Below are 20,760 nucleotides of genomic sequence, written 5' to 3' on the forward strand. Positions count from 1 at the left end.
ATTATAGTATTAGGGTTATGTAAAAAGTATAATGGCGTAAAGGCATATAGCGGCCCTCCATCGCCTGGTAGGAGAGATTTCCAATATTGTCGATCCGGCAACCCGCGGTAATCGCGCCGGAGGCATACTCAAGGACGGCATTTGACAACGCATAATCGGGCAGCTTGCGGGTGGGGTCATTATCGGATTGGAGGTAGACGGAGCCCGTATAGCGCTGTTCGAACCGGAGCGTCGCGTGGCGGTACCGTACACTGACGGCTGCCATCGCATTGTGATAGGGCACGTACATCAATTGATTTCCGGTTTGGACGTTTCGCGATTGGGTATAGGCATAGGACGCATCGAGCCTCGTCATCCAACGGGCCGACTGCTTTTCGAAATGGTACTGCGTTTCAATCCCACGGAAATGCACCCGATCGACGTTCTCCGGACGGAAGACACCGCCGCTTACAGGAACCCAGCGGATCATATCGCGAATACGTCCATCAAAAAGCGTCACACCAAAGCGCCCTAAACGGGTGGTGACCTCCTGGCCCACTTCCCCCTGCACCGCCACCTCGGGGCGTAGCGATTCGTTTCCGGCGCCCTGCCAGTAAAGGTCATTGAACGTAGGTGCCCTGAAATTACGCGACAGGTTGGCCGTCCAGCGGAAGACTTTATTAGGCTGGAAGGCGACGCCTGCGGAAAACAACAACGGACTCGCGTATCCCGACACAGCGTCTTTTCGGATGCCGGCTTCGTATGTAAACTGAGGCGTGATTTCGTGCCTAAGGGAAATTGCCGTGGTTCCGGTTCGGCGGTCAGCCCGTCGGATATCATCGCCATTGGCTTCGCTTTCCGATACATCGGCAATACCGTTCAATTTGAGACCGTTTCCGAAACTATACGTGCCGTCGTACCGAACGAGCAACGTCCGGGAACGTCCCTGCCGATACGACGGGACTTCCACATCCTCAAAATACCGGTACCGCTCGGTGACATACGCGACTTTTGCCTTTCCAACGAAACGACCATGCGCCGACAGCCACTCGAGCATGTGGCGCGAATTGAAGTCGAGGTATTGCGTGGGGGTGTCCGATGGATTTAACAATGAAAAATGCCGGTGCCCGTCATACACCTGTTGGTACAACCGGAATTCATTGGCTGTGTTGGGTCGGTAGCCGATAGCCACATTCGATCCCATATTGTAATAATGTCCGTTTCGGTTACGTCCGCCGGGAATAGCATAATCGTTCTGCGATTCGTTTCGGCTAAGGGTCGCGTCGACCGACCACCGTCCGGACCCGCCGCGGACGTGGTAGGCCACGCCATACGTATCGAAACTCCCATACCGACTGTAGAGCGAATGCTGGAACTCCCGCCCGTATCGAAAAACATTGTCGAGGTGGACCGTTCCACCGATAGCACCGCTTCCGTATCCTACTCCACCGCCACCCGGCCGAACGACCACCTGGCCGAAGCCTTCTGTGAGTATCGTATTGAAATCCGTTTGGCCGTTTAGCAGTGAATTAATGGCAATACCGTTCCAGACGACGGCGGTTTGCGAGGCCGTGGTGCCGCGGAACGAGACCGATGCTACCATCCCGGCGCCATTCTCGCGGAAGTAGAGCGCCGTGGTTCGGCTGAGTAGGGTTTTCAGGGAATTCTGGTGCCACAACAACGAGTCAGGCACGACCTTCAAGGTACGCGATCGGCTGAAGACACGCCATTGCACGTCGGCCACACGCACCTCATCCAACTGACGGATGGTGTCTTGGGCAAACGACGATAACGTCGCCAGTAGCGCTATAAAAATGAGTTTTCCTGTATTCATACCACCCGACCTTTCTTCCCGAAGGTCTCTTTGTGTTACGGATGGGGCAGGTCTCCTGGCTTGCGTCCCGTCACATGCCTTCCCGTTTTCACAGTGGCTGCGGATTGTGACAGGCTTTTTAGCTTACAGTTGCGGGAACAGCCCGGGATTCACACCCGGTTCCCTTTTAATGTGGTCGGCGACGAACGCACAACCCTATCCGGCGGCAAAGGTATAATTAAAAACGAACAGGCGTATATTTGCCCCATGCAAAATTTGAGATGGGCCGTAATCGCGACTTTCCTGCTGATCGGATGCGGGAAAAACGAGCGACCGGCGGCAACACCCCCATATAGCAATCACATAGAAGCCGCGTCGGGACTGGCACTTTACGAATATGACGGCTATACTGTCGTTAAAGTACTGGAACCCTGGCCCGACGCGAAACACTCGTACACCTACGTGCTCCGGAAACGGAATGCAAAAGTGCCCGACAGTCTTCGCTCCTACCCGTCCGTCGAGGTGCCAGTGCGATCGATTGTGGTGACATCGACCACGCATATTCCGTCGTTGGAGATGTTGGGGGTGGAAAAGACGCTGACCGGCTTTCCCAACACCCGTTTCATTTCGTCGGAACGGACGAGGGCCCGGATCGACGCAGGGCATGTGAAGGAACTCGGCGGCAACCGCGACCTTGATACCGAAGCCGTATTGGACTTGCATCCGGATGTGGTGATTGGAAACGGCATAGACGACCACAATCCGGCGTATGACAACCTCATGCGGGCGGGTATTCCCGTGATGCTCAATGGCGACTGGAACGAAAAAACGCCGTTGGGACGTGCGGAATGGATCAAGTTTTTTGGAGTGTTGTTTGGGAAGGAAGCCCAGGCCAATGCACTCTTCCAACAGATACGGGACGATTACCGAAAAATCCGCGCACTGGCCCGGAAGACGCCCAAACACCCGACCGTTTTGGTAGGAGCGATGTACCAGGATGTCTGGAACTTACCACAGGGAGGCAGTTGGGGCGCCTTGTTCATAGCAGATGCCGGCGGCGACTATCTTTGGAACGACACCACAGGCACGGGAAGCCTGCAATTGCCGTTTGAACAAGTCTTCGAACGCGGACAAAACGCCGACTTCTGGATCGGCCCCGGGCAGTTTGCCTCGCTGGCCGACCTCAATGCCGCGAGCAGCCATTACCGTGAATTCCGCAGCTACCAACAAAAGACTATTTTCTCGTTCAGTTCGCGTAAAGGGAAGACCGGCGGATTGCTATATTACGAATTGGCGCCCAATCGACCAGATCTGGTGCTGCGCGACCTCGTATCGATCCTGCATCCGGAATTGCTGCCGAACCACGAGCCGGTTTTCTTCGACCGACTTCGCTGATGACCGACGTGAACCAAAATCCTAGTACCTTGCATCCATGACGCAACACCGTCGCCATACCCTGCTTTTCACCCTGCTTTCGATAGGGATGGCGGTGTTTTTTCTATGGGATTTGTGCTATGGATCGGTGCGTATACCCCTTCCCGATGTCGTGCGGACGCTGTTCGGCGGGGAAGCAACGAAAGCCAGTTGGACGTATATTGTATGGGACTTCCGACTGCCCAAAGCGCTAACGGCGGTTATGGCGGGCATGGCGCTGTCGGTAAGCGGACTTATGATGCAGACGTTTTTCCGGAACCCGTTGGCGGGACCTTATGTGTTGGGACTCAGTTCAGGTTCAAGCCTTGCCGTAGCGTTTGTCGTGATGGGTTCGGCCTTCCTGCCGGGTTCCCTCGCCATGGCCCTCGCATCTCCGTATGGCATTGCAGCGGCTTCCTGTATCGGCAGTGTGGTGGTGCTTTTTGCTGTCCTGACCGTGGCGCGACGCCTTCGCGATACCATGTCGATACTCATTGTGGGGCTGATGTTCGGAAGTTTTACATCGGCGATTACCGGCATACTCAGTTATCTCTCAACGGCCGAACAGTTGCAACGCTTTACCTTTTGGTCATTGGGCAGCCTCGGGAACCTATCGTGGGAAGCGGTCACGATTGTCGCGATCGGCACCGGCATTGGGCTGGCGCTGGCCGCGTTTTGCATCAAGGCGCTGGATGCCCTTTTGCTGGGGGAACACTACGCACAGACACTCGGAATCCCGATGGCCCGTACGCGCATTTGGGTGCTTCTTTCCGTCGGAATTTTGGCGGGCGTGATTACGGCCTTCGCCGGCCCCATTGCGTTTGTCGGCCTGGCGGTGCCCCATATTGCCCGCTTGCTGTTTCGCACCAGCCGACATTCGGTATTGTTTTTTGCAACCCTGTTGTTAGGTGGCGCGATTATGTTGGTATGCGACGCCCTTTGCCAGTTTCCCGGCCTCGAAATACAATTGCCGATAAATGCCGTGACCTCGTTGTTGGGCGCACCGATGGTGATTTGGTTATTGTTGAACAAACGGAAATGGGCCTCATGAAAGCCTTATTGAAAGCCGACGACCTGGCAATTGGTTATCCCGGAAAAGGGGGAGGTACAACCGTTGCGGAAGACCTCCATTTCGAAATAGAACGCGGTACGTTGGTAGGACTTATCGGCAGTAATGGCGCGGGTAAATCGACGTTGTTGCGGACCCTGGCAGGTCTCCAACTCCCGTTACGCGGACGATTGGAACTCGACGGCCGTGAACTGACCAAAATGACGGCGTCCGAACTTGCCTGTTACCGAGCGGTGGTATTGACCGAACGGCTGCCACCCAGCGACCTGACCGTATTTGAGTTGGTGGCCTTAGGACGACAGCCCTACACTAATTGGTTGGGAAAGCTGTCAAAATCGGACATCGCCGCGACGGAGGACGCGTTGGCACTCACCGGTGCAGCAGGCCTTGCCTCAAAACGACATTACGAGATCAGTGACGGACAGTTACAGAAGGTATTGATCGCCAGGGCCATCGCACAGCAAACGCCCCTTATCTTCCTGGATGAGCCGACCACCCACTTAGACCTGCCCCATAAACTCGCGCTGCTGCAGTTGTTGCGTAAGTTGGTGACTGTTGCCGGGAGAACCGTGATCTTTTCGACGCACGACATCGAACAGGCGCTGACCGTATGCGATGCGTTCCTGGTCATGACCTCCGATGGACTGACGCTGTCATCAAAAGAAGATATACTACAAAATGGCGTACTCGATGCGCTATTCGCGTCGTCCGGACTTCGTTTTGACACGGACCGACTGCGATTTGAGCCACGCACGCCTTGACAGACACTTGGGAAAACCGTACATTTAAAGAAAAAGTGCGATGAAACAACTGTTGCTTATCGGCCTTTTTCTCTACGCTGGCGTAGCGTGGGCCCAACCTCCATTCGAACTGACACCCACCGGGTTTGCACCTGTTACGTTTACAGTTCCTGCGCGGGATATGCTCGACCGGGCGGACCGGATTACGCGATGGGCCGCAAAAGAAAACCGAAAAGGACACGATGTGGTGCGCGAATCGGACCAATCATTGCGGGTTGAAGCCCGACGCGACAATGCCTTTTTCTACCGCGATCGGGGCGAGGAATATGCCTTTCGGATTGACTATGTAATGACCATTCGGTTTACGGATGAAACATGTAGGGTTACCTTTTCGGTGAGCGACATCTATGGAAAAGGACGTCCGGTGCAGATGCAGTTGTCTGATTACTTTCTTTCGGATGGTCGCCTAAAAGAGGATTTCCGCGACGTCAAACCCTCTCTTGAACGGACGGCAAACGCACTGCTCCGCTCGCTTTACGACGCTTTGCAACGCCCTTAGACCTCAAGTTCCGACACCTCTTGTACCTGCCCGGGCTGCAAGTTCCCTAGCTGCAGTTGTCCGATACGGACGCGCACCAGTCGCAGCGTGGGGAAACCCACCGCCGAGGTCATCTTGCGCACCTGTCGGAACTTGCCTTCGCGAATGGTAACCGATACCCAACTCGTCGGTCCGTGCCGATCATCGCGGATCCGGCGGCCGCGTTCGGGTAAGTTTGGAACAAATGGCAACAGGGCTGCCTCGCAGGGCTTTGTTTTATATTTACCTTTTTTGGTGCCGATCAGCACGCCCGCGGCCATTTCGGCAACCGCTTCAGGTGTGATGAGGCCGTCGACCTGCACGTAGTACTCTTTTTCGACTTTCCGTCCCCGGACCCATTCGCTCATCTTCCCGTCGGTGGTGAGCAGCAGGAGTCCTTCCGAATCTTCGTCGAGTCGGCCGATGGCCATGGTACCCGGCGCGAAGTCGTGTAGTTCACCCAACAGTTTCTTGTTTCGTTTTAACTCGTAAACGAACTGGCTCAGGTATCCATAGGGTTTATACAGGAGATAATGATGGTGCATGTTTGGTTCGTGTCTGTATGGGTAACGGTCGCTGCTTTCAGGCGTGACCGCTTTCCACTATCTTTACCGATATGGAACTACAAGATGCAAAAGTACTGATTACCGGCGGTACGACCGGAATCGGTTTTGAAACGGCCCGTTTGTTAACCTCTAAAGGCGCGCAGGTCGTGTTCTGCGGACAAAACGCGGAACGGGTAGCAAAGGCGGCAGCCGAACTGGGTATAACAGGTTTTACGTGCGATATTTCCGACGCCGCGGATGTGGAGCGGTTGTTTGAGAAAAACCGTGGCCACACTCGGTGGGCTGGATGTTTTGATCAACAATGCCGGCGTGGGCTATTTCGCCGCACTGGCGGACACCGACCCAGCGGATTTTGAACGCATTTGGCGCACGAATGTACTGGGACTCTTCCTGGCCGGACAAAAAGCGGCGGCGCATTTCACGGCGCAACAATCGGGGAATATCATCAACATCGGGTCGACGGCAGCACGCGCCGGATTTGCGAAAGGCTCTGCCTATGTCGCGAGTAAATTCGCCGTTTCCGGACTCACGGAATGCTGGCGGGCGGAACTCCGGCCCCACAACGTTCGCGTCATGCAGGTCAATCCGAGTGAGGTATTGACGCAATTCGGACCAAAAGTAGGCTTTGACCAACAGGACAACGGGAAGAAACTGCATGCCACGGAGATTGCACATTTAATCGCCTCGATGCTGTCGATGCCGGATGTGGGGTTCATTCCGGAGGCGGCGGTGTGGGCGACGAATCCGTGGTGAAGATGGGGAGAAGTGAGAGGAGAGAGGAAAAAAACAGAAACAAGATAAAGGATGGATTATTCAGCTAAGATGCTCCGCGATGGGGCGCTACAAGACAAAGTGATCGTGGTGACGGGCGGCGGAAGCGGCCTTGGGAAATCGATGACGCGCTATTTCCTTGAATTGGGTGCCAAAGTGGCGATTACGTCGCGGGACCTGGAAAAATTAACTACTACAGCCGCGGAACTCGAAGCGGAAACCGGGGGTAAATGCCTCCCGGTGGCCTGTGATGTACGCCACTACGACCAGGTCGAAGCGATGCTGCAGGCGGTGTTGACGGCGTTTGGCAAGGTCGATGTATTGCTGAACAACGCCGCGGGTAACTTCATTTCGCCAACGGAACGGCTGTCGGCCAACGCGTTTGATACGATCATCGACATCGTCTTGAAGGGATCCAAAAACTGTACGCTTGCCTTTGGCAAACACTGGATTGATACCAAACAACAAAACACCGTCATCCTGAATATCGTAACCACCTATGCCTGGACCGGATCCGCCTATGTGGTGCCGTCGGCGACTGCGAAAGCGGGTGTACTGGCGATGACGCGCAGCCTGGCGGTGGAATGGGCAAAATACGGTATCCGCAGCAATGCGATCGCGCCGGGCCCCTTCCCGACCAAAGGCGCCTGGGACCGACTATTGCCGGGCGACCTGAAGGAAAAATTCGACCTGGCGAAGAAAGTGCCTCTGAAACGGGTGGGCGACCACCAGGAACTGGCGAACCTCGCGGCCTATCTCGTGTCGGACTTCTCGGCCTATGTAAACGGCGAAGTCGTGACGCTTGACGGCGGCGAATGGCTGAAAGGCGCCGGGCAGTTCAACCTGCTCGAGGCCGTGCCGGAGGAGATGTGGGATATGCTGGAGATGATGATTAGAAGCCGGAAGGGTTAGGTTTGGAGTGGGCAGTCTCAGTAGGCAGTGGGCAGTCGCAGTGGGCAGTTGGCAGTCTCAGTAGGCAGTGGGCAGTCGCAGTGGGCAGTGGGCAGTCGCAGTTGGCAGTCGCAGTAGGCAGTGGGCAGTGTTAGTAGCTACCGGTGCTGATCGATTCAAATAGAAATGCTCTTTGACGAAGACTACTACTATATCTATTTCAACTATGAATAATACTGCCTACTGCGACTGCCCTCTGCCCACTTACTCCAAACCCTAGCCCCGATGGAAGCGGAAAGGACGTAAAGTGGCACGGCTGGCGATGCCCGTGCGGCAGTGCGACCAACGGAAGCGCCTGCAAGCCGGTGCAACGCCGCCGTGGCGCGAACGGACTTGCAGTGGACAGCGGGAAAATGCTTCTGATAAAAGGAAAATAAATCGGTCGGAACGCGCGTTTTCAACTTGAAATCCCCATAATAAGTTGTATTTTTACCGCTCAAATTTCAGGAGACATCCATGGGTAAAATCATAGCCATCGCCAACCAGAAAGGCGGTGTCGGAAAAACCACCACGTCCGTCAATCTAGCGGCCTCACTCGGCGTATTGGAAAAGAAAGTACTGTTGATCGATGCCGATCCGCAGGCGAACGCGAGTTCGGGATTGGGTATCGACATCGAGGGAGTCGAGTCGGGCACCTATCAGCTTATTGAGCACAGTATCAAGGCGGAAGCGGCTGTTTTGCAGACGTCTTCCCCGAATGTCGACATCATTCCGGCGCACATCGACCTGGTGGCGATCGAGATCGAACTCGTTGACAAGGAAAACCGCGAATATATGCTGAAAGAGGCACTGAAAGAGGTGCGCGAACAGTACGATTATATCCTGATTGACTGCGCCCCTTCACTGGGTCTGCTGACCCTGAATGCGCTCACGGCCGCTGACTCGGTCGTGATACCGATACAATGCGAGTATTTCGCCCTTGAAGGACTGGGCAAGTTGCTCAATACCATCAAAAGTGTGCAGAAAATCCATAACCCGGAGCTGGACATCGAAGGCCTGTTGTTGACGATGTACGATTCGCGCCTGCGGTTATCGAACCAGGTCGTGGAAGAGGTGCAGAAACACTTTAACGACATGGTTTTCAACACTATCATCCAGCGGAATGTGAAGTTGAGCGAAGCGCCCAGCTATGGCGAGAGCATCATCAATTTCGACGCTACGAGCAAGGGTGCCAGCAACTACCTGAGTCTCGCGCAGGAAATCATCAAGAAAAACAGCCAGGCGACCGTATGACAAAAGCCGTGAAGAAACAAGCGCTCGGACGGGGATTATCAGCGCTTTTGAAAGACCCAGAGAATGACATCCGGTCCGCTTCCGACAAAGGGGCCGATAAGGTCGTGGGCAATATCATCGAACTGGAACTCGACGCGATTGAAATCAACCCGTTCCAGCCGCGTAGCAATTTCAATGAGGAATCACTGAACGAACTGGCGACTTCGATCCGGGAATTGGGTGTGATACAACCGATTACGGTTCGTAAGGTCGACTTCAACAAATACCAGCTTATTTCGGGTGAGCGCCGTTTGCGTGCCTCGAAAATAGCCGGACTCAAAACCATTCCGGCCTATATCCGGATTGCCGACGACAACGAATCGCTGGTGATGGCGCTGGTGGAAAACATCCAGCGACACGACCTCGATCCGATTGAGATCGCGTTGTCGTATCAACGTCTTATCGACGAAATCCAGCTTACACAGGAGCAGATGAGCGACCGTGTGGGGAAGAAACGCTCGACCATCGCGAACTACCTGCGCCTGTTGAAACTCGATCCGGTCATCCAAACGGGTATCCGCGATGGGTTTATCACGATGGGCCATGGTCGCGCTATTATCAATATTGAGGATCATGACGCGCAGACGGCTATCTACCAGAAGATCGTCAGCCAGAACCTCTCGGTACGCGATACGGAAGCGCTGGTCAAAACGTACCAGGAAGGACTGAAACCGAAGGTTGCTGCTAAAGGGAAAGAAGCGAATGGCGTGTCGGAAGACGGCCAAAAACGGATCGCGGCCTTCTTTGGCGCGAAAGTCGACGTGAAAGTAGCGGCGAACGGCAAAGGGAAGATTACGATTCCGTTCCAGTCGCAAGAGGATTTCAACCGTATCCTGCAATTACTGAACGCGTAGTGATCCGGCGTTGCCTCATACTCTTTTTTGTCTTATTCCTCTTCGGGAATGCAATCGCGCAGGCACCCAAACAAAAGCCTGCCGAATCGATGCCTTTAGTGGTGGGTGACACCGTCAAAACGTCATCCGTGAACCCGCTTGCCCCTACAAAGGCGGCCTTCTATTCGGCGATTTTGCCGGGTCTCGGACAGGCCTACAACAAAAAGTACTGGAAGATCCCGATTGTATATGGCGCGTTGGCAACAGGCATCATCATCTACAATAAAAACAACGAATCGTATCACCGTTACCGCAACGCGTACAAGCAGCGGCTGGCGGGACTTGAGGACGAATTCGCCGGACAATACAGCGACCAGACGCTTATTAATGCGCAACGGCAGTTCCAGCGGAACCGCGACCTTTCTTTGTTGATTACGGTCGGACTGTATGTGCTGAACATCGTCGATGCCAACGTTGATGCGCACCTGAAACAGTTCAATGTTGACGACAACCTTACGGTCAAACCCGACCTTTTCCCGAATGAAATAGACGGTCGCCAGAACCTGGGCGTCCAGATCCAATACCGATTCTGATGAAAATTGCATTGCTAGGCTACGGTAAAATGGGAACGATCATCGAACGGATGGCGGTGGAACGCGGACACGAGATTGTGTTGCGGAAGACACGGTCGAATTCGTATGACGGACTCGCATCGGCCGATGTGGCGATTGAATTCAGCGTGCCGGATGCCGCGGTGGCAAATATTACGACCTGCCTGGAAACCGGTATACCCGTGGTCTGTGGCACCACCGGATGGCTTGCCGAGTACGACCGCATGGTGGCATTGTGTAACGACCGAAACGGTGCCTTCCTGTATGGCTCCAATTTCAGTCTCGGTGTCAACCTGTTTTTTGAATTGAACGCCCATCTTGCCCGCATGATGGCTAAATTCAGCCAGTATTCGGTGCGGATGGAGGAAATACACCACACGCAAAAGTTGGATGCTCCGAGCGGAACAGCGATTTCACTGGCCAACGGCATTATCGAAAACAGCGACTATACCGGTTGGACATTGGAAAATCCGCAACCGGGAGAAATCCCGATCGACGCCAAACGCATCGATGCGGTTCCGGGCACCCATACCATATCGTATCATTCTGCGGTTGATACCATCGAAATTACCCATATTGCCCACAACCGGGAGGGTTTTGCCTTTGGCGCGGTAGTCGCTGCCGAATGGCTCGCCGGTCGCAAGGGCGTTTTCACCATGAAAGACGTGCTTGCTTTGTAACGTAACCACATACCAAAAGACTTAGAACGAAATAGTACGACTATGACGACATCGCAATGGTTGCTTTTTTTCCTCCTTGTACAGGTCATTCACTTCCTGGGCACATGGAAACTCTATGTAAAGGCTGGCCGTAAGGCATGGGAAGCCGCTGTACCGGTCTATAACGCAGTAGTTTTGATGAAGATCATCAACCGCTCGCCCTGGTGGACGGTGCTGTTGTTTGTGCCGGTGATCAATATCATTATGTTTCCGGTGGTATGGGTGGAAACGTTGCGGTCGTTCGGGAAGAACTCCACTACCGACACGCTTCTCGGCCTGTTTACATTGGGATTTTATATCTACTACATCAACTATGCCGTAGACGTAAAATATGTAGAGAACCGCAGCCTGAAAGCCACTTCCAAAGCCGGTGATACACTGAGCTCGCTGCTCTTTGCCGTGGTCGTCGCGACGGTGGTGCACACGTATGTGATGCAACCGTTTACCATCCCAACGCCTTCACTGGAAAAGACCTTGCTGGTAGGCGATTATCTCTTCGTCAGTAAATTCAACTTCGGCGCGCGGGTGCCGATGACGGCTGTAGCGGCGCCTATGGTGCACGATACCATCATTGGTACCGGATTGCGTTCGTATTCGAAATGGCCTCAATACCCGTATTTCCGTTTTCCGGCTTTCGAAAGCGTGGAAAAGAACGACATCGTCGTATTTAACTGGCCAACCGATACGGTGCGGTATTTCAGGGATAAAGTCACGCGTGGCCTGCGCAAGCCAATCGACAAGAAATCGAACTATGTCAAGCGATGTGTCGGCACACCGGGCGATACCCTCGAAATCCGCGACGGATACGTTTACATCAATGGTAAAAAACTCATTCTGTCAGACCGCGCCCGTCCGCAATACAACCACAAAATCTACTCCACCGCCGGCGTCATGCCGCAGCAGTTGCGCGATGCGGGCATTACGGGAATCGGAGGCACCTACGACGTACAGATTACGTCAGATGAACAGGGGCCGGCATTGGAACCGTATATCCTTTCCGCCGTCCCACAGCCGAACGGTGTGTACCGCATAACCGTTCGTGAAGGCGGCGTACCCGATCAGGTGCTCAGCCGCTATTCGATCACCCTTATGCCGGTTGAAACCAAAGAACTTCAGTGTAATATGACGCTCGACGAAGCGGCCCAACTGCGAAAAGTGGAAGGCATTGATTCGGTCGTTAAAATTACGATGCCGACGACAAACGCCATTTTCCCGCAAGTCGACAACCGTTGGAGTATCGACAATTACGGACCGATTTACATCCCTAAGAAAGGAGCGACCATACCACTTACGCTGCAAACGCTGCCGTTCTATAAAGAAATCATCCGCGAGTATGAAAAGCACGAACTGGAAGTGAAAAACGGTACGATTTACATCGATGGAAAACCGGCCACTTCCTACACCTTCGGCGATGACTACTACTGGATGATGGGTGACAACCGCCACAATTCAGAGGATTCCCGCTATTGGGGATATGTGCCGTCTACCCATATCGTTGGGAAACCGGTGTTTATATGGTGGAGCGTTGACCCGGCCCAAAGCTGGAAGAACCCGATCAAAAAAATCCGCTGGGACCGTCTGTTCACCACCGTGGGCGGGCATGGAAAACCGGTATCCTACCTCCCCTATTTCCTGATCACACTGGCCATTTACCTGATTGGTAATACGATTTACAAAAAGAGGAAAGCCGCAAAAGCGTGATGAAAAGCCTGTTGTTGCCTACCTACTTCCCGTCTATCAGTTCGTTTGCGGCACTCGTGCAGGCAGAGGGCCTGTTGCTCGAAACGGATGACAACTTCCAAAAGCAGACGAACCGAAACCGGATGTATATCTACAGTCCGAACGGCGTGCAATTGCTCAACATTCCTATCAAACACTCAGGCAACCAGCACCAGAAAACACGTGATGTACGACTGGAGACGGCCTTCGACTGGCAGAAGCAGCATTTCAAATCGCTGGAAGCCGCGTATCGCAGTTCGCCCTTTTTTGAATACTTCGAAGACACCCTTCACCCCTTTTTTGAAAAGCGGCACACATTCCTACTGGACCTGACACTGGAGTCGATGGCGCTCGTTTCGAAATGCCTCCGGTTTGACCTGACCTACGAAAGGACGGAGGAATACTTCAAGGTCCGCACCGATGTCAAGGATTTCCGCGGGTTGGCCAATGGAAAAAAGGATGCCACAGTGATCGAACCGTATACCCAGGTGTTCGAGGAAAAATGCGGCTTTTTACCGAACCTCAGCGTATTGGACCTGCTCTTCAACGAAGGACGGCACGCACTGGCCTATCTGCAAAGGCAGTCGGTATAGCTATACCTTTTTGTCCGTCAATACCGCCAGGATGGGAAAATGGTCGGAATCCTGGATTTCAGGGAAGTTCCGGAAACTTCTCACCTCATACGAAGGGTCGGAGAAAATGTAGTCGATCCGGGCCGGATAGTACTTAAAATCATAGCTTTTCCCAAAACCACTCCCAGCTTCTTCAAACGTATCGTTCAGGTCGCCCCGGATGGTGCGGTAGACATACGAGAACGCACTGTTGTTCATGTCGCCGCAAATCAGGAGTTTGTGCGTCCACTCGGCACGATGTTCGCGCAGCATCTCGGCCTGCACCTGTTGGCGGCGAAAGGCATTGCTCATGCGACGGAGCATCATCTGCGACTTCTTCTGATTGATACCGTTTACGTCTTCCTCTATTTCATGCACATCCGGACTGATCTTGATCGATTGCAGGTGCATGTTATAGACCCGGATGGTGTCGTTTCCTTTGACCACATCGGCGTAAATCGCGCTGTTCGACGTATCCGGAAACGGGATTTCACCTTTTCCTATGATCCGGTATTTGGAAAAAATGGCCTGCCCGGTGGCGATCCGCACCCCGTGCATGGCGACATACTTATAAGGAAATGCTGAGATGTCGAAGTCGGCCATACCCGAATATTCCTGAATGCAAAGGATATCGGGTTGGTGTTCTTTTACAAAATCTGAGATTTCAACCGGAACGGTCGTCTTCTCCGACCATTCAAACTTGTTGAAAAGACGGACGTTATAACTCATGACTTTGAAGTCGCCTTCCTGCGAATCATAGTCGGCCGATCCAAACTTATAGAACTTGCTGATGAACGTCATCCCGAGCAACAGCACGATGCCGGAAAGGAGGACCTGCCTGCGGAATTGCATCGCCCACCAACCGAAAAACAGTACGTTCAGTATCAACAGCAGCGGCAGGATAAGGGTGAAAACCGACAGCAACGGAAACACCTTCGGAGCCAGGAACGGAAAAAAATAGGCAACGAAGGTCAGGATCGCCAATATAATATTGAGGAAAAAGACGATTCTGTTGGGCCACGAAAGCTGTTTCATCGGGAGGGACGGGTTGGCTGTAGCGAAGCTACAAAAAAAACCGGCGTTACGGATTTCCGGCCTTAAAAAGGAATTCCTTCTCTTCTTTCGTCAAACTGTCGTATCCCGATTTGCTGATTTTGTCGAGGATATCGTCGATTTGTTGCTGATGGCGATCTTTCGCGGGTTTGGCCGTTGGGCGCGGCGCCTTCGGATTGGTGTGCACCTGCCGGAACGGACGTTTCTTTGCCGGCTTGAGCCATTCCCATCCACCCGATTCAAAAAGCAGCATGAAACGCGACAAATCGATGCCACGCTGTAGCAGGCGTATGTAAAGGAAACCAAAGAACGCACCTGCCAAATGCGCGATATGCCCGCCAAAATTCGGATCGTGCAATTGCAGCAAATCAACCAGTAACAGAACCGCCGCAATGTGCCAGAGTTTGACATACCCAATCAGCATCAGGCGAATCGACATCAACGGCTGATACGTCGTCGCGGCCAGCAACACCGCCATGATGGCACCCGACGCCCCGACCATATTCCCCACGCTGCCTGTGAGGTAGAAGGTCAGCACGAACACGAGTCCACTGAAAATAGCGGACAACAAATACAATCCGAGAAACTGCCGTCCATTGAAAAAGGTCGTAAAAATGCGCGCCGCGAAAAACAGCGTCAGCATATTGAACAGCAGGTGGAGGAACGACGCATGCAGGAAGGCATAGGTCACCAATGTCCACGGACGAAGCCATAAGGTATCGATATATCCTACGAGCTGAAGCCAGTCGGGAAAGACAAATACGAAGCTTCGGAACTGGTAGAACAGGGCAATCGATGCCAGAAAAATACCGACATTCCAGTACATCACGCGTTCCGGTGTGCCACCGAAACGATACTCCATTTTAAGGTCTTTGTAGATCGACATCAGTTCCAGCGTCTGTGATTATACTTGTTATTGCGCCAAGCCCACATAATGATGACCCCGAAAATCGCACCGCCAATATGGGCAAAGTGCGCGACATTCGATCCCATGACGCTATAGTTGGAAACACCTCCCAGCACATCAAGGGCAATCAACCCGGGAACTACATACTTAGCCTTGACAGGTATCGGAATGAACATTATGAACAACTCTGCATTGGGAAACATGAGCGCAAAGGCCGCTAGCAACCCATATATAGCTCCAGATGCGCCGACTGCAGGACTCACGAATGCGCCCGCAAACCGGTCGAGTCCGTCCCTCCCCAGAACGTCTGTCCATCGCTTATCGTACTCGCCATTAGAAAGCAGTTCAATTATATCTTTCTTGGCGAATCCATTCTGCAGCAGAAGGTCGAGTCCTTCGTGGAAAAAATAGCCATTTGCAAGCGTATGGACTAACGCCGCTCCTAATCCACACGAGAGATAAAAGAACGTAAAACGTCGGGCACCCCAAAAATGTTCAAGATATCCCCCGAACGAATAAAGCGCAAACATGTTGAAGGCGATGTGCATGACACTACCATGCATGAACATATGTGTTACCACCTGCCAGATCTTGAATGCCGGATTCTCAACATAATAGAGGGCAAACCAACTGTCGGCATTCTCTATCAGGCCACATCCTACGAACATGATGATATTCAGGATCAACAACTGTTTAACGACGGGCGTCATCTGCATCATATAGCGAAACGTTTATCTAAATCCTCCACCCGTAAGGTGATGAAGGTTGGTTTATGAAACGGCGAAACCGACGGTTCCTTGCATGCGAAAAGGCTGTTTACCAAATTTTCCTGTTCTTTTTCCGACAATACCGTGCCGGTCTTCACCGCCAGGCTGCGCGCCATCGATTTGGCGATGCCGTCACTCTGGCTGAAATGGGTGTCGGGTACGTCTTGTTGTAAGTCGGCCAGGAGTTCCTCCAATACGATCGAGGTCTCACTCTCCGCCACATTGACCGGAAGGCCCGAAATCACCACATGGTCTTCCTCAAACGACTCGAAGATAAATCCGGTATTGCGGAGCGACGGTTCGAGTTCCCGTAACAATTCGAGTTCGACGTTGGAAAAATAGAGCGGTAACGGAAACAGCAACTGCTGGCTCGATGCCTGTTGCAGCGTGATACTGGCGAGAAACTGCTCATACAGAATCCGCTGGTGGGCCCGTTGCTGGTCGAGTATGACCATGCCCGACTTTATCGGACTGACGATGTATTTCCGGTGCACCTGATACGTGCGGGTCGTTCCGGTGGTTTCGTCTTCGTTGAAAAGCGACGGTGTGACTTCCTCCGACTCGAACTGCACATCCGGAAATGCCGCCGATACGACTTCGGTGTCGTGCTTGAGGTCGGCATACAACGACTGCCACTGGGGCGCCGGTTCTTTGCGATAGGAAGAAGACGAAGATGTCGCTTTGGCCGGACGTGTTTCCCCGAAGGGGTTGAACGCCTGGTCGACCTCGATCGTGGGCAATACGGCCTCCGCATCCTTGAAATGATAGGGCGTATCCAGATTCGGATCGCGCTCAAAGTCCAATACCGGTGCTACGTTAAACTGTCCGAGGCTATGCTTGATCGCCGAACGCAATATAGCGTACAGCGCATGTTCATCGTCAAACTTGATTTCCGTTTTTGTCGGATGGATATTGATGTCGATGGTATGCGGTGGGACATCCAGATAGAGGAAATACGAGGGCTGGCATCCTTCCTTAATCAATCCTTCATAAGCCGCCATAACCGCATGGTGGAGGTAGCCGCTGCGGATGAAACGGTCGTTCACAAAGAAAAACTGCTCGCCCCGGCCCTTTTTCGCAAACTCCGGCTTACCTACAAACCCCTGTAGGTTCACGATTTCAGTCTGCTCGGACGTCGGTACGATCCGCTCATTGGTTTTACCCCCAAATACACCTACGATGCGTTGCCGCAGGTTGGAAGCCGGCAGGTTGAACACCTCATGACCGTTGTGGTGGAGGCTGAAATGAATCGACGGATGCGCCAACGCCACCCGCTGGAACTCGTCGATGATGTGCCGTTGCTCGACCGTATCCGATTTCAGGAAGTTGCGTCGGGCGGGAATATTGAAAAAGAGGTTTTTTACAGCGAAGGATGTTCCTTTGGGCACCACCGCCATTTCCTGCGATACGAAACGGCTTCCTTCGATGACGAGATGGGTGCCGAGCTCTTCCTGCTCCTGCTTTGTCTTCAGTTCCACGTGTGCAATCGCTGCGATCGAAGCCAGTGCTTCCCCCCTGAATCCTTTGGTATGAAGGGCGAAAAGATCTTCCGCCACCCGTATCTTTGATGTCGCATGTCGTTCAAAACACAGCCGCGCATCGGTCACGCTCATACCCACTCCATTGTCGATGACCTGGATCAGCGACTTGCCGGCGTCTTTTACCACCAAACGAATCTCTGTAGACCGGGCATCAACGGCATTTTCAAGCAATTCCTTCACGACGGATGCCGGCCGCTGGACGACCTCTCCTGCCGCGATCTGGTTGGCAACGTGATCCGGTAAAAGCTGGATGATGCTCGACATGTAACTGGATTGAGGAAGCCTCAAAAATACATATTTCCCACTGGATTAACCGAGGGAACAGAAGCGAAAAAATTCACAATTTTTTATCGGAAACCCTGCACCGATTTGCGTGGCTGTGTCTGGCGTTTCAGGGCCGCCATGCGGATGGCGGTAATACCTGCCTCCGTGCCTTTGTTGCCGTGCGAACCCCCACTGCGGTCTAACGACTGCTGAAGGTTGTTGTCGGTCAGCACACAGAAAATCACGGGGGTGTCGGTCAGGATGTTCAGGTCTTTGATACCTTGGGTAACCCCTTCGCACACAAACTCGAAGTGCATGGTCTCGCCTTTGATGACACAACCGATGGAAATCACGGCATCCGGTTGGTGCACATCGATCATCCGTTTCGAACCGTAGATGAGTTCGAAGCTACCCGGCACATCCCAGCGGATGATATTTTCTTCGCGGGCACCACAGTCGAGCAGCGCTGCTTTACAGCCATTAAAGAGTCCTTCGGTGACGGTTTCGTTCCAGCCTGAAACAACAATCCCAAACCGAAAATCATTCGCATTTGGGATTGAAGTCTTGTCGTATTCCGACAAGTTTTTATTTGCGGTTGCCATTACTGTGCAAGCCCCATGAAGGCATCGACGCCCTGCGCTTCCGCAGATGTCGGATAGTTTTCTTTGATATCGGTAAAATACTCGAGTGCTTTCGATTTGTTGCCGAGGGCCAACTCCGCCTTACCTGCTTTCATTTTGAAGCGGGCCGCGATGAATTTGTTGTCCTTCTTCATATCGATGGCTTTTTGGTAGTATTCCAACGCCTTGTTCAGGTCTTTTTTCTCAGCATACGCATCACCGATTGCACCCTGCGCCAATGGCCCAAGCGTTTCGTCGTCTGACTTGAACTGCTCGAGTTGCTCGATGGCCTGGTCGAACTTACCGGTTTGGAGGTACGCGATACCGGCGGCATAGTGCGCCAGATTCGCCGATTTCGTACCGGAGTAATCTTCCGCAATGGCGGGAAAACCGGGCTTGCCTTCGGCGTCTTTCAGGGAAAGCGCGTAAAGTGAGTCGGCTTTCGTACCGTTGGTTGCCTCTACGAAATTCTGCTGGGCGCGGAACATCTGCTCGGCTGCATCTGTCTCTTTCGGCTCAACGATGAACTTACCATACAGTACCCAACCCAACGCAGCGACGGCAATTACACCTACCACACCGAAGATAATCTTCTGGTTTTTCTCAACCCACTGCTCGGTTTTGCTGGCGGTGGCATCAAGCGCATTGAACACGCCGGCGGTCGTACTGTCTTTTTCGTCGACCTGTACTTCCTCTACGAACGTATCCTCTACTTTTTCCTCCTTCGGCTTTGGTGCTTTGTATCCTCTCTTGTTATAGGTTGCCATTTACGTTTATTTAATCGAGGTGCAAAAATATAATTTTTATTCAAATCTGAAACGCTTTATCGGTATTTTTGAATAATTTGCACGCGCCGCCCGGCCGCTACACCGCATGTACCTCAAACGCATTTCTTTACTGAATTACAAGAACTTCCCGGAAAAGACGTTCGAGTTCGACAACCGTATCAACTGTTTCGTCGGACCGAATGGCACCGGAAAAAGCAATGTGCTCGACGCCGTCTACCATCTGGCGGTGGGCAAAAGTTATTTTAACCCGCTGTCGGTGCAGAATATCCGCCATGGTGAGGACTTTTTTGTGGTGGAAGGCGACTTCGAAATCGACGGCCGCGCCGAACACGTCGTCTGCAGCCTGAAGAAGGGCCAGAAGAAGGCCCTGAAACGGAACGGTAAGCTTTATGAGAAGTTTTCGGAACACATCGGGTTGATTCCTATCGTGATGGTATCACCCGCCGACCGCGACCTCATCACGGAAGGCAGCGAAGAACGCCGCAAATTCGTCGATGGCGTGGTGTCGCAGTTGGATCCCGATTATCTCCGGCACCTCATCCACTACCAGAAAATACTGGTGCAGCGCAATGCACTATTGAAGTATTTCGCCCTCAACCACACGTTCGATAGCGAGACCTTAGCTATTTATAACGAGCAGCTTTCCGCACTGGCGCAGCCTATCTACGAAAAACGCCGCGCTTTCCTTGAGGCATTCATTCCCATTTTCGAGCACCACCACCGGCAAATCACCGGGGCGGCCGAATCGGTGCGACTGACCTATGAGAGTCCACTGGCAGCGAAACCGCTTTTGGCGTTATTGGAAGAATCCCTTTCCAAAGACCGCGTGCTGCAATACACCAGTACCGGCATCCATCGCGACGACCTGGCCTTTTCCATCGACCATCATCCCATCCGGAAGTTTGGATCGCAGGGACAACAGAAGTCGTTTCTCATCGCCCTCAAGCTCGCGCAGTTCGACTTCCTGAAAAAACAGTGCGACCGGATGCCCATCCTCCTCTTCGACGACATCTTCGACAAACTCGATGAAAACCGGGTGGGACGTATCATTGAAATGGTGAACCAAGACGATTTCGGGCAACTCTTCATCTCCGATACCCATCCGGATCGCACCGAGGCGATTGTGCGTAAAACCGGGCAATCCTACAAGATATTTTCGCTCTAACCCCGCCTTTC

The 20,760-nt window shown here is 53.0% G+C and carries 22 protein-coding genes and 1 riboswitch; of the genes, 14 read left to right on the forward strand and 8 right to left on the reverse strand.

Annotated features, from left to right (window positions below):
• Position 1 precedes the first annotated feature (1 nt).
• Positions 2–1,813 (reverse strand): TonB-dependent siderophore receptor, encoded by a 1,812-nt coding sequence (locus tag MKO97_RS13780; RefSeq protein ID WP_241103789.1) that lies wholly within the window; start codon positions 1,811–1,813, stop codon positions 2–4.
• Between the two features lie 27 nt (positions 1,814–1,840).
• Positions 1,841–2,026, reverse strand: a riboswitch (cobalamin riboswitch).
• Between the two features lie 33 nt (positions 2,027–2,059).
• Between MKO97_RS13780 and MKO97_RS13785 the strand changes: the two genes are divergently transcribed.
• Genes MKO97_RS13785 through MKO97_RS13800 form a run of 4 tightly spaced genes read left to right on the forward strand, consistent with a single transcriptional unit; the run spans position 2,060 to position 5,573 of the window.
• The gene (locus MKO97_RS13785) at positions 2,060–3,187 is read left to right on the forward strand and encodes an ABC transporter substrate-binding protein (RefSeq protein ID WP_241103790.1); all 1,128 of its coding nucleotides are present in this window, start codon (positions 2,060–2,062) and stop codon (positions 3,185–3,187) included.
• Between the two features lie 37 nt (positions 3,188–3,224).
• A complete protein-coding gene (locus MKO97_RS13790) occupies positions 3,225–4,256 on the forward strand; it encodes an iron ABC transporter permease (protein WP_241103791.1) in 1,032 nt (343 codons plus the stop codon).
• Positions 4,253–5,035, forward strand: a complete 783-nt coding sequence (locus tag MKO97_RS13795) for an ABC transporter ATP-binding protein (RefSeq protein ID WP_241103792.1) — start codon at positions 4,253–4,255, stop codon at positions 5,033–5,035. The genes MKO97_RS13790 and MKO97_RS13795 overlap by 4 nt, the downstream gene beginning before the upstream one ends.
• A gap of 40 nt (positions 5,036–5,075) precedes the next feature.
• On the forward strand, positions 5,076–5,573 hold the full coding sequence (locus MKO97_RS13800) for a hypothetical protein (RefSeq protein ID WP_241103793.1): 498 nt from the start codon (positions 5,076–5,078) through the stop codon (positions 5,571–5,573).
• On the opposite strand, the gene MKO97_RS13805 is transcribed toward MKO97_RS13800, so the two are convergent.
• On the reverse strand, positions 5,570–6,136 hold the full coding sequence (locus tag MKO97_RS13805) for a pseudouridine synthase (RefSeq protein ID WP_241103794.1): 567 nt from the start codon (positions 6,134–6,136) through the stop codon (positions 5,570–5,572). The genes MKO97_RS13800 and MKO97_RS13805 overlap by 4 nt on opposite strands.
• Before the next feature lie 71 nt (positions 6,137–6,207).
• Here MKO97_RS13805 and MKO97_RS15180 point away from each other — a divergent pair, with 71 nt between their 5' ends.
• The 9 genes from MKO97_RS15180 to MKO97_RS13845 all read left to right on the forward strand — a co-directional run bounded on the left by MKO97_RS15180 (position 6,208) and on the right by MKO97_RS13845 (position 13,626).
• Positions 6,208–6,513, forward strand: coding sequence for an SDR family NAD(P)-dependent oxidoreductase (locus MKO97_RS15180; protein ID WP_371820403.1), 306 nt, complete (start codon positions 6,208–6,210; stop codon positions 6,511–6,513).
• Complete coding sequence (locus MKO97_RS13810; RefSeq protein WP_256463645.1) at positions 6,395–6,910, forward strand: SDR family oxidoreductase; 516 nt, start codon at positions 6,395–6,397, stop codon at positions 6,908–6,910. Before MKO97_RS15180 ends, MKO97_RS13810 begins: the two co-directional genes overlap by 119 nt.
• A 51-nt stretch (positions 6,911–6,961) precedes the next feature.
• Complete coding sequence (locus MKO97_RS13815) at positions 6,962–7,840, forward strand: SDR family oxidoreductase (protein WP_241103795.1); 879 nt, start codon at positions 6,962–6,964, stop codon at positions 7,838–7,840.
• A gap of 495 nt (positions 7,841–8,335) precedes the next feature.
• Positions 8,336–9,112 (forward strand): ParA family protein, encoded by a 777-nt coding sequence (locus tag MKO97_RS13820; protein ID WP_241103796.1) that lies wholly within the window; start codon positions 8,336–8,338, stop codon positions 9,110–9,112.
• Positions 9,109–10,005: a ParB/RepB/Spo0J family partition protein gene (locus MKO97_RS13825; protein ID WP_241103797.1), complete on the forward strand. Its 897-nt coding sequence runs from the start codon at positions 9,109–9,111 to the stop codon at positions 10,003–10,005. The genes MKO97_RS13820 and MKO97_RS13825 overlap by 4 nt, the downstream gene beginning before the upstream one ends.
• Positions 10,005–10,577, forward strand: a complete 573-nt coding sequence (locus MKO97_RS13830) for a DUF5683 domain-containing protein (protein ID WP_241103798.1) — start codon at positions 10,005–10,007, stop codon at positions 10,575–10,577. The genes MKO97_RS13825 and MKO97_RS13830 overlap by 1 nt, the downstream gene beginning before the upstream one ends.
• Complete coding sequence (gene dapB / locus MKO97_RS13835) at positions 10,577–11,275, forward strand: 4-hydroxy-tetrahydrodipicolinate reductase (RefSeq protein WP_241103799.1); 699 nt, start codon at positions 10,577–10,579, stop codon at positions 11,273–11,275. The genes MKO97_RS13830 and dapB overlap by 1 nt, the downstream gene beginning before the upstream one ends.
• 42 nt (positions 11,276–11,317) lie before the next feature.
• The gene (gene lepB / locus MKO97_RS13840; RefSeq protein ID WP_241103800.1) at positions 11,318–13,015 is read left to right on the forward strand and encodes a signal peptidase I; all 1,698 of its coding nucleotides are present in this window, start codon (positions 11,318–11,320) and stop codon (positions 13,013–13,015) included.
• Positions 13,015–13,626 carry a WbqC family protein gene (locus tag MKO97_RS13845; protein WP_241103801.1) on the forward strand — a complete coding sequence of 204 codons (612 nt, stop codon included), beginning with the start codon at positions 13,015–13,017 and terminating at the stop codon, positions 13,624–13,626. Before lepB ends, MKO97_RS13845 begins: the two co-directional genes overlap by 1 nt.
• On the opposite strand, the gene MKO97_RS13850 is transcribed toward MKO97_RS13845, so the two are convergent.
• The 6 genes from MKO97_RS13850 to MKO97_RS13875 all read right to left on the reverse strand — a co-directional run bounded on the left by MKO97_RS13850 (position 13,627) and on the right by MKO97_RS13875 (position 19,563).
• Complete coding sequence (locus MKO97_RS13850) at positions 13,627–14,679, reverse strand: endonuclease/exonuclease/phosphatase family protein (RefSeq protein ID WP_241103802.1); 1,053 nt, start codon at positions 14,677–14,679, stop codon at positions 13,627–13,629.
• 46 nt (positions 14,680–14,725) lie between these two features.
• Complete coding sequence (locus tag MKO97_RS13855) at positions 14,726–15,583, reverse strand: rhomboid family intramembrane serine protease (RefSeq protein ID WP_241103803.1); 858 nt, start codon at positions 15,581–15,583, stop codon at positions 14,726–14,728.
• Positions 15,583–16,314 (reverse strand): rhomboid family intramembrane serine protease, encoded by a 732-nt coding sequence (locus MKO97_RS13860; RefSeq protein WP_319800052.1) that lies wholly within the window; start codon positions 16,312–16,314, stop codon positions 15,583–15,585. The genes MKO97_RS13855 and MKO97_RS13860 overlap by 1 nt, the downstream gene beginning before the upstream one ends.
• Positions 16,315–16,319: 5 nt before the next feature.
• Entirely contained in the window at positions 16,320–18,176 is a 1,857-nt protein-coding gene (mutL, locus tag MKO97_RS13865; RefSeq protein ID WP_241103805.1) for a DNA mismatch repair endonuclease MutL, read from the reverse strand.
• Positions 18,177–18,259: 83 nt separating this feature from the next.
• Positions 18,260–18,778 (reverse strand): 6,7-dimethyl-8-ribityllumazine synthase, encoded by a 519-nt coding sequence (gene ribH, locus MKO97_RS13870; protein ID WP_241103806.1) that lies wholly within the window; start codon positions 18,776–18,778, stop codon positions 18,260–18,262.
• Positions 18,778–19,563: a tol-pal system YbgF family protein gene (locus MKO97_RS13875; protein ID WP_241103807.1), complete on the reverse strand. Its 786-nt coding sequence runs from the start codon at positions 19,561–19,563 to the stop codon at positions 18,778–18,780. The genes ribH and MKO97_RS13875 overlap by 1 nt, the downstream gene beginning before the upstream one ends.
• Before the next feature lie 106 nt (positions 19,564–19,669).
• On the opposite strand from MKO97_RS13875, the gene MKO97_RS13880 reads away from it, so the two are divergent.
• On the forward strand, positions 19,670–20,749 hold the full coding sequence (locus MKO97_RS13880) for a DNA replication/repair protein RecF (RefSeq protein ID WP_241103808.1): 1,080 nt from the start codon (positions 19,670–19,672) through the stop codon (positions 20,747–20,749).
• The last annotated feature ends 11 nt before the right edge of the window (positions 20,750–20,760 follow it).

Source organism: Flavobacterium sp. HJ-32-4 (assembly GCF_022532105.1).
Lineage (GTDB): Bacteria > Bacteroidota > Bacteroidia > Flavobacteriales > Flavobacteriaceae > Flavobacterium.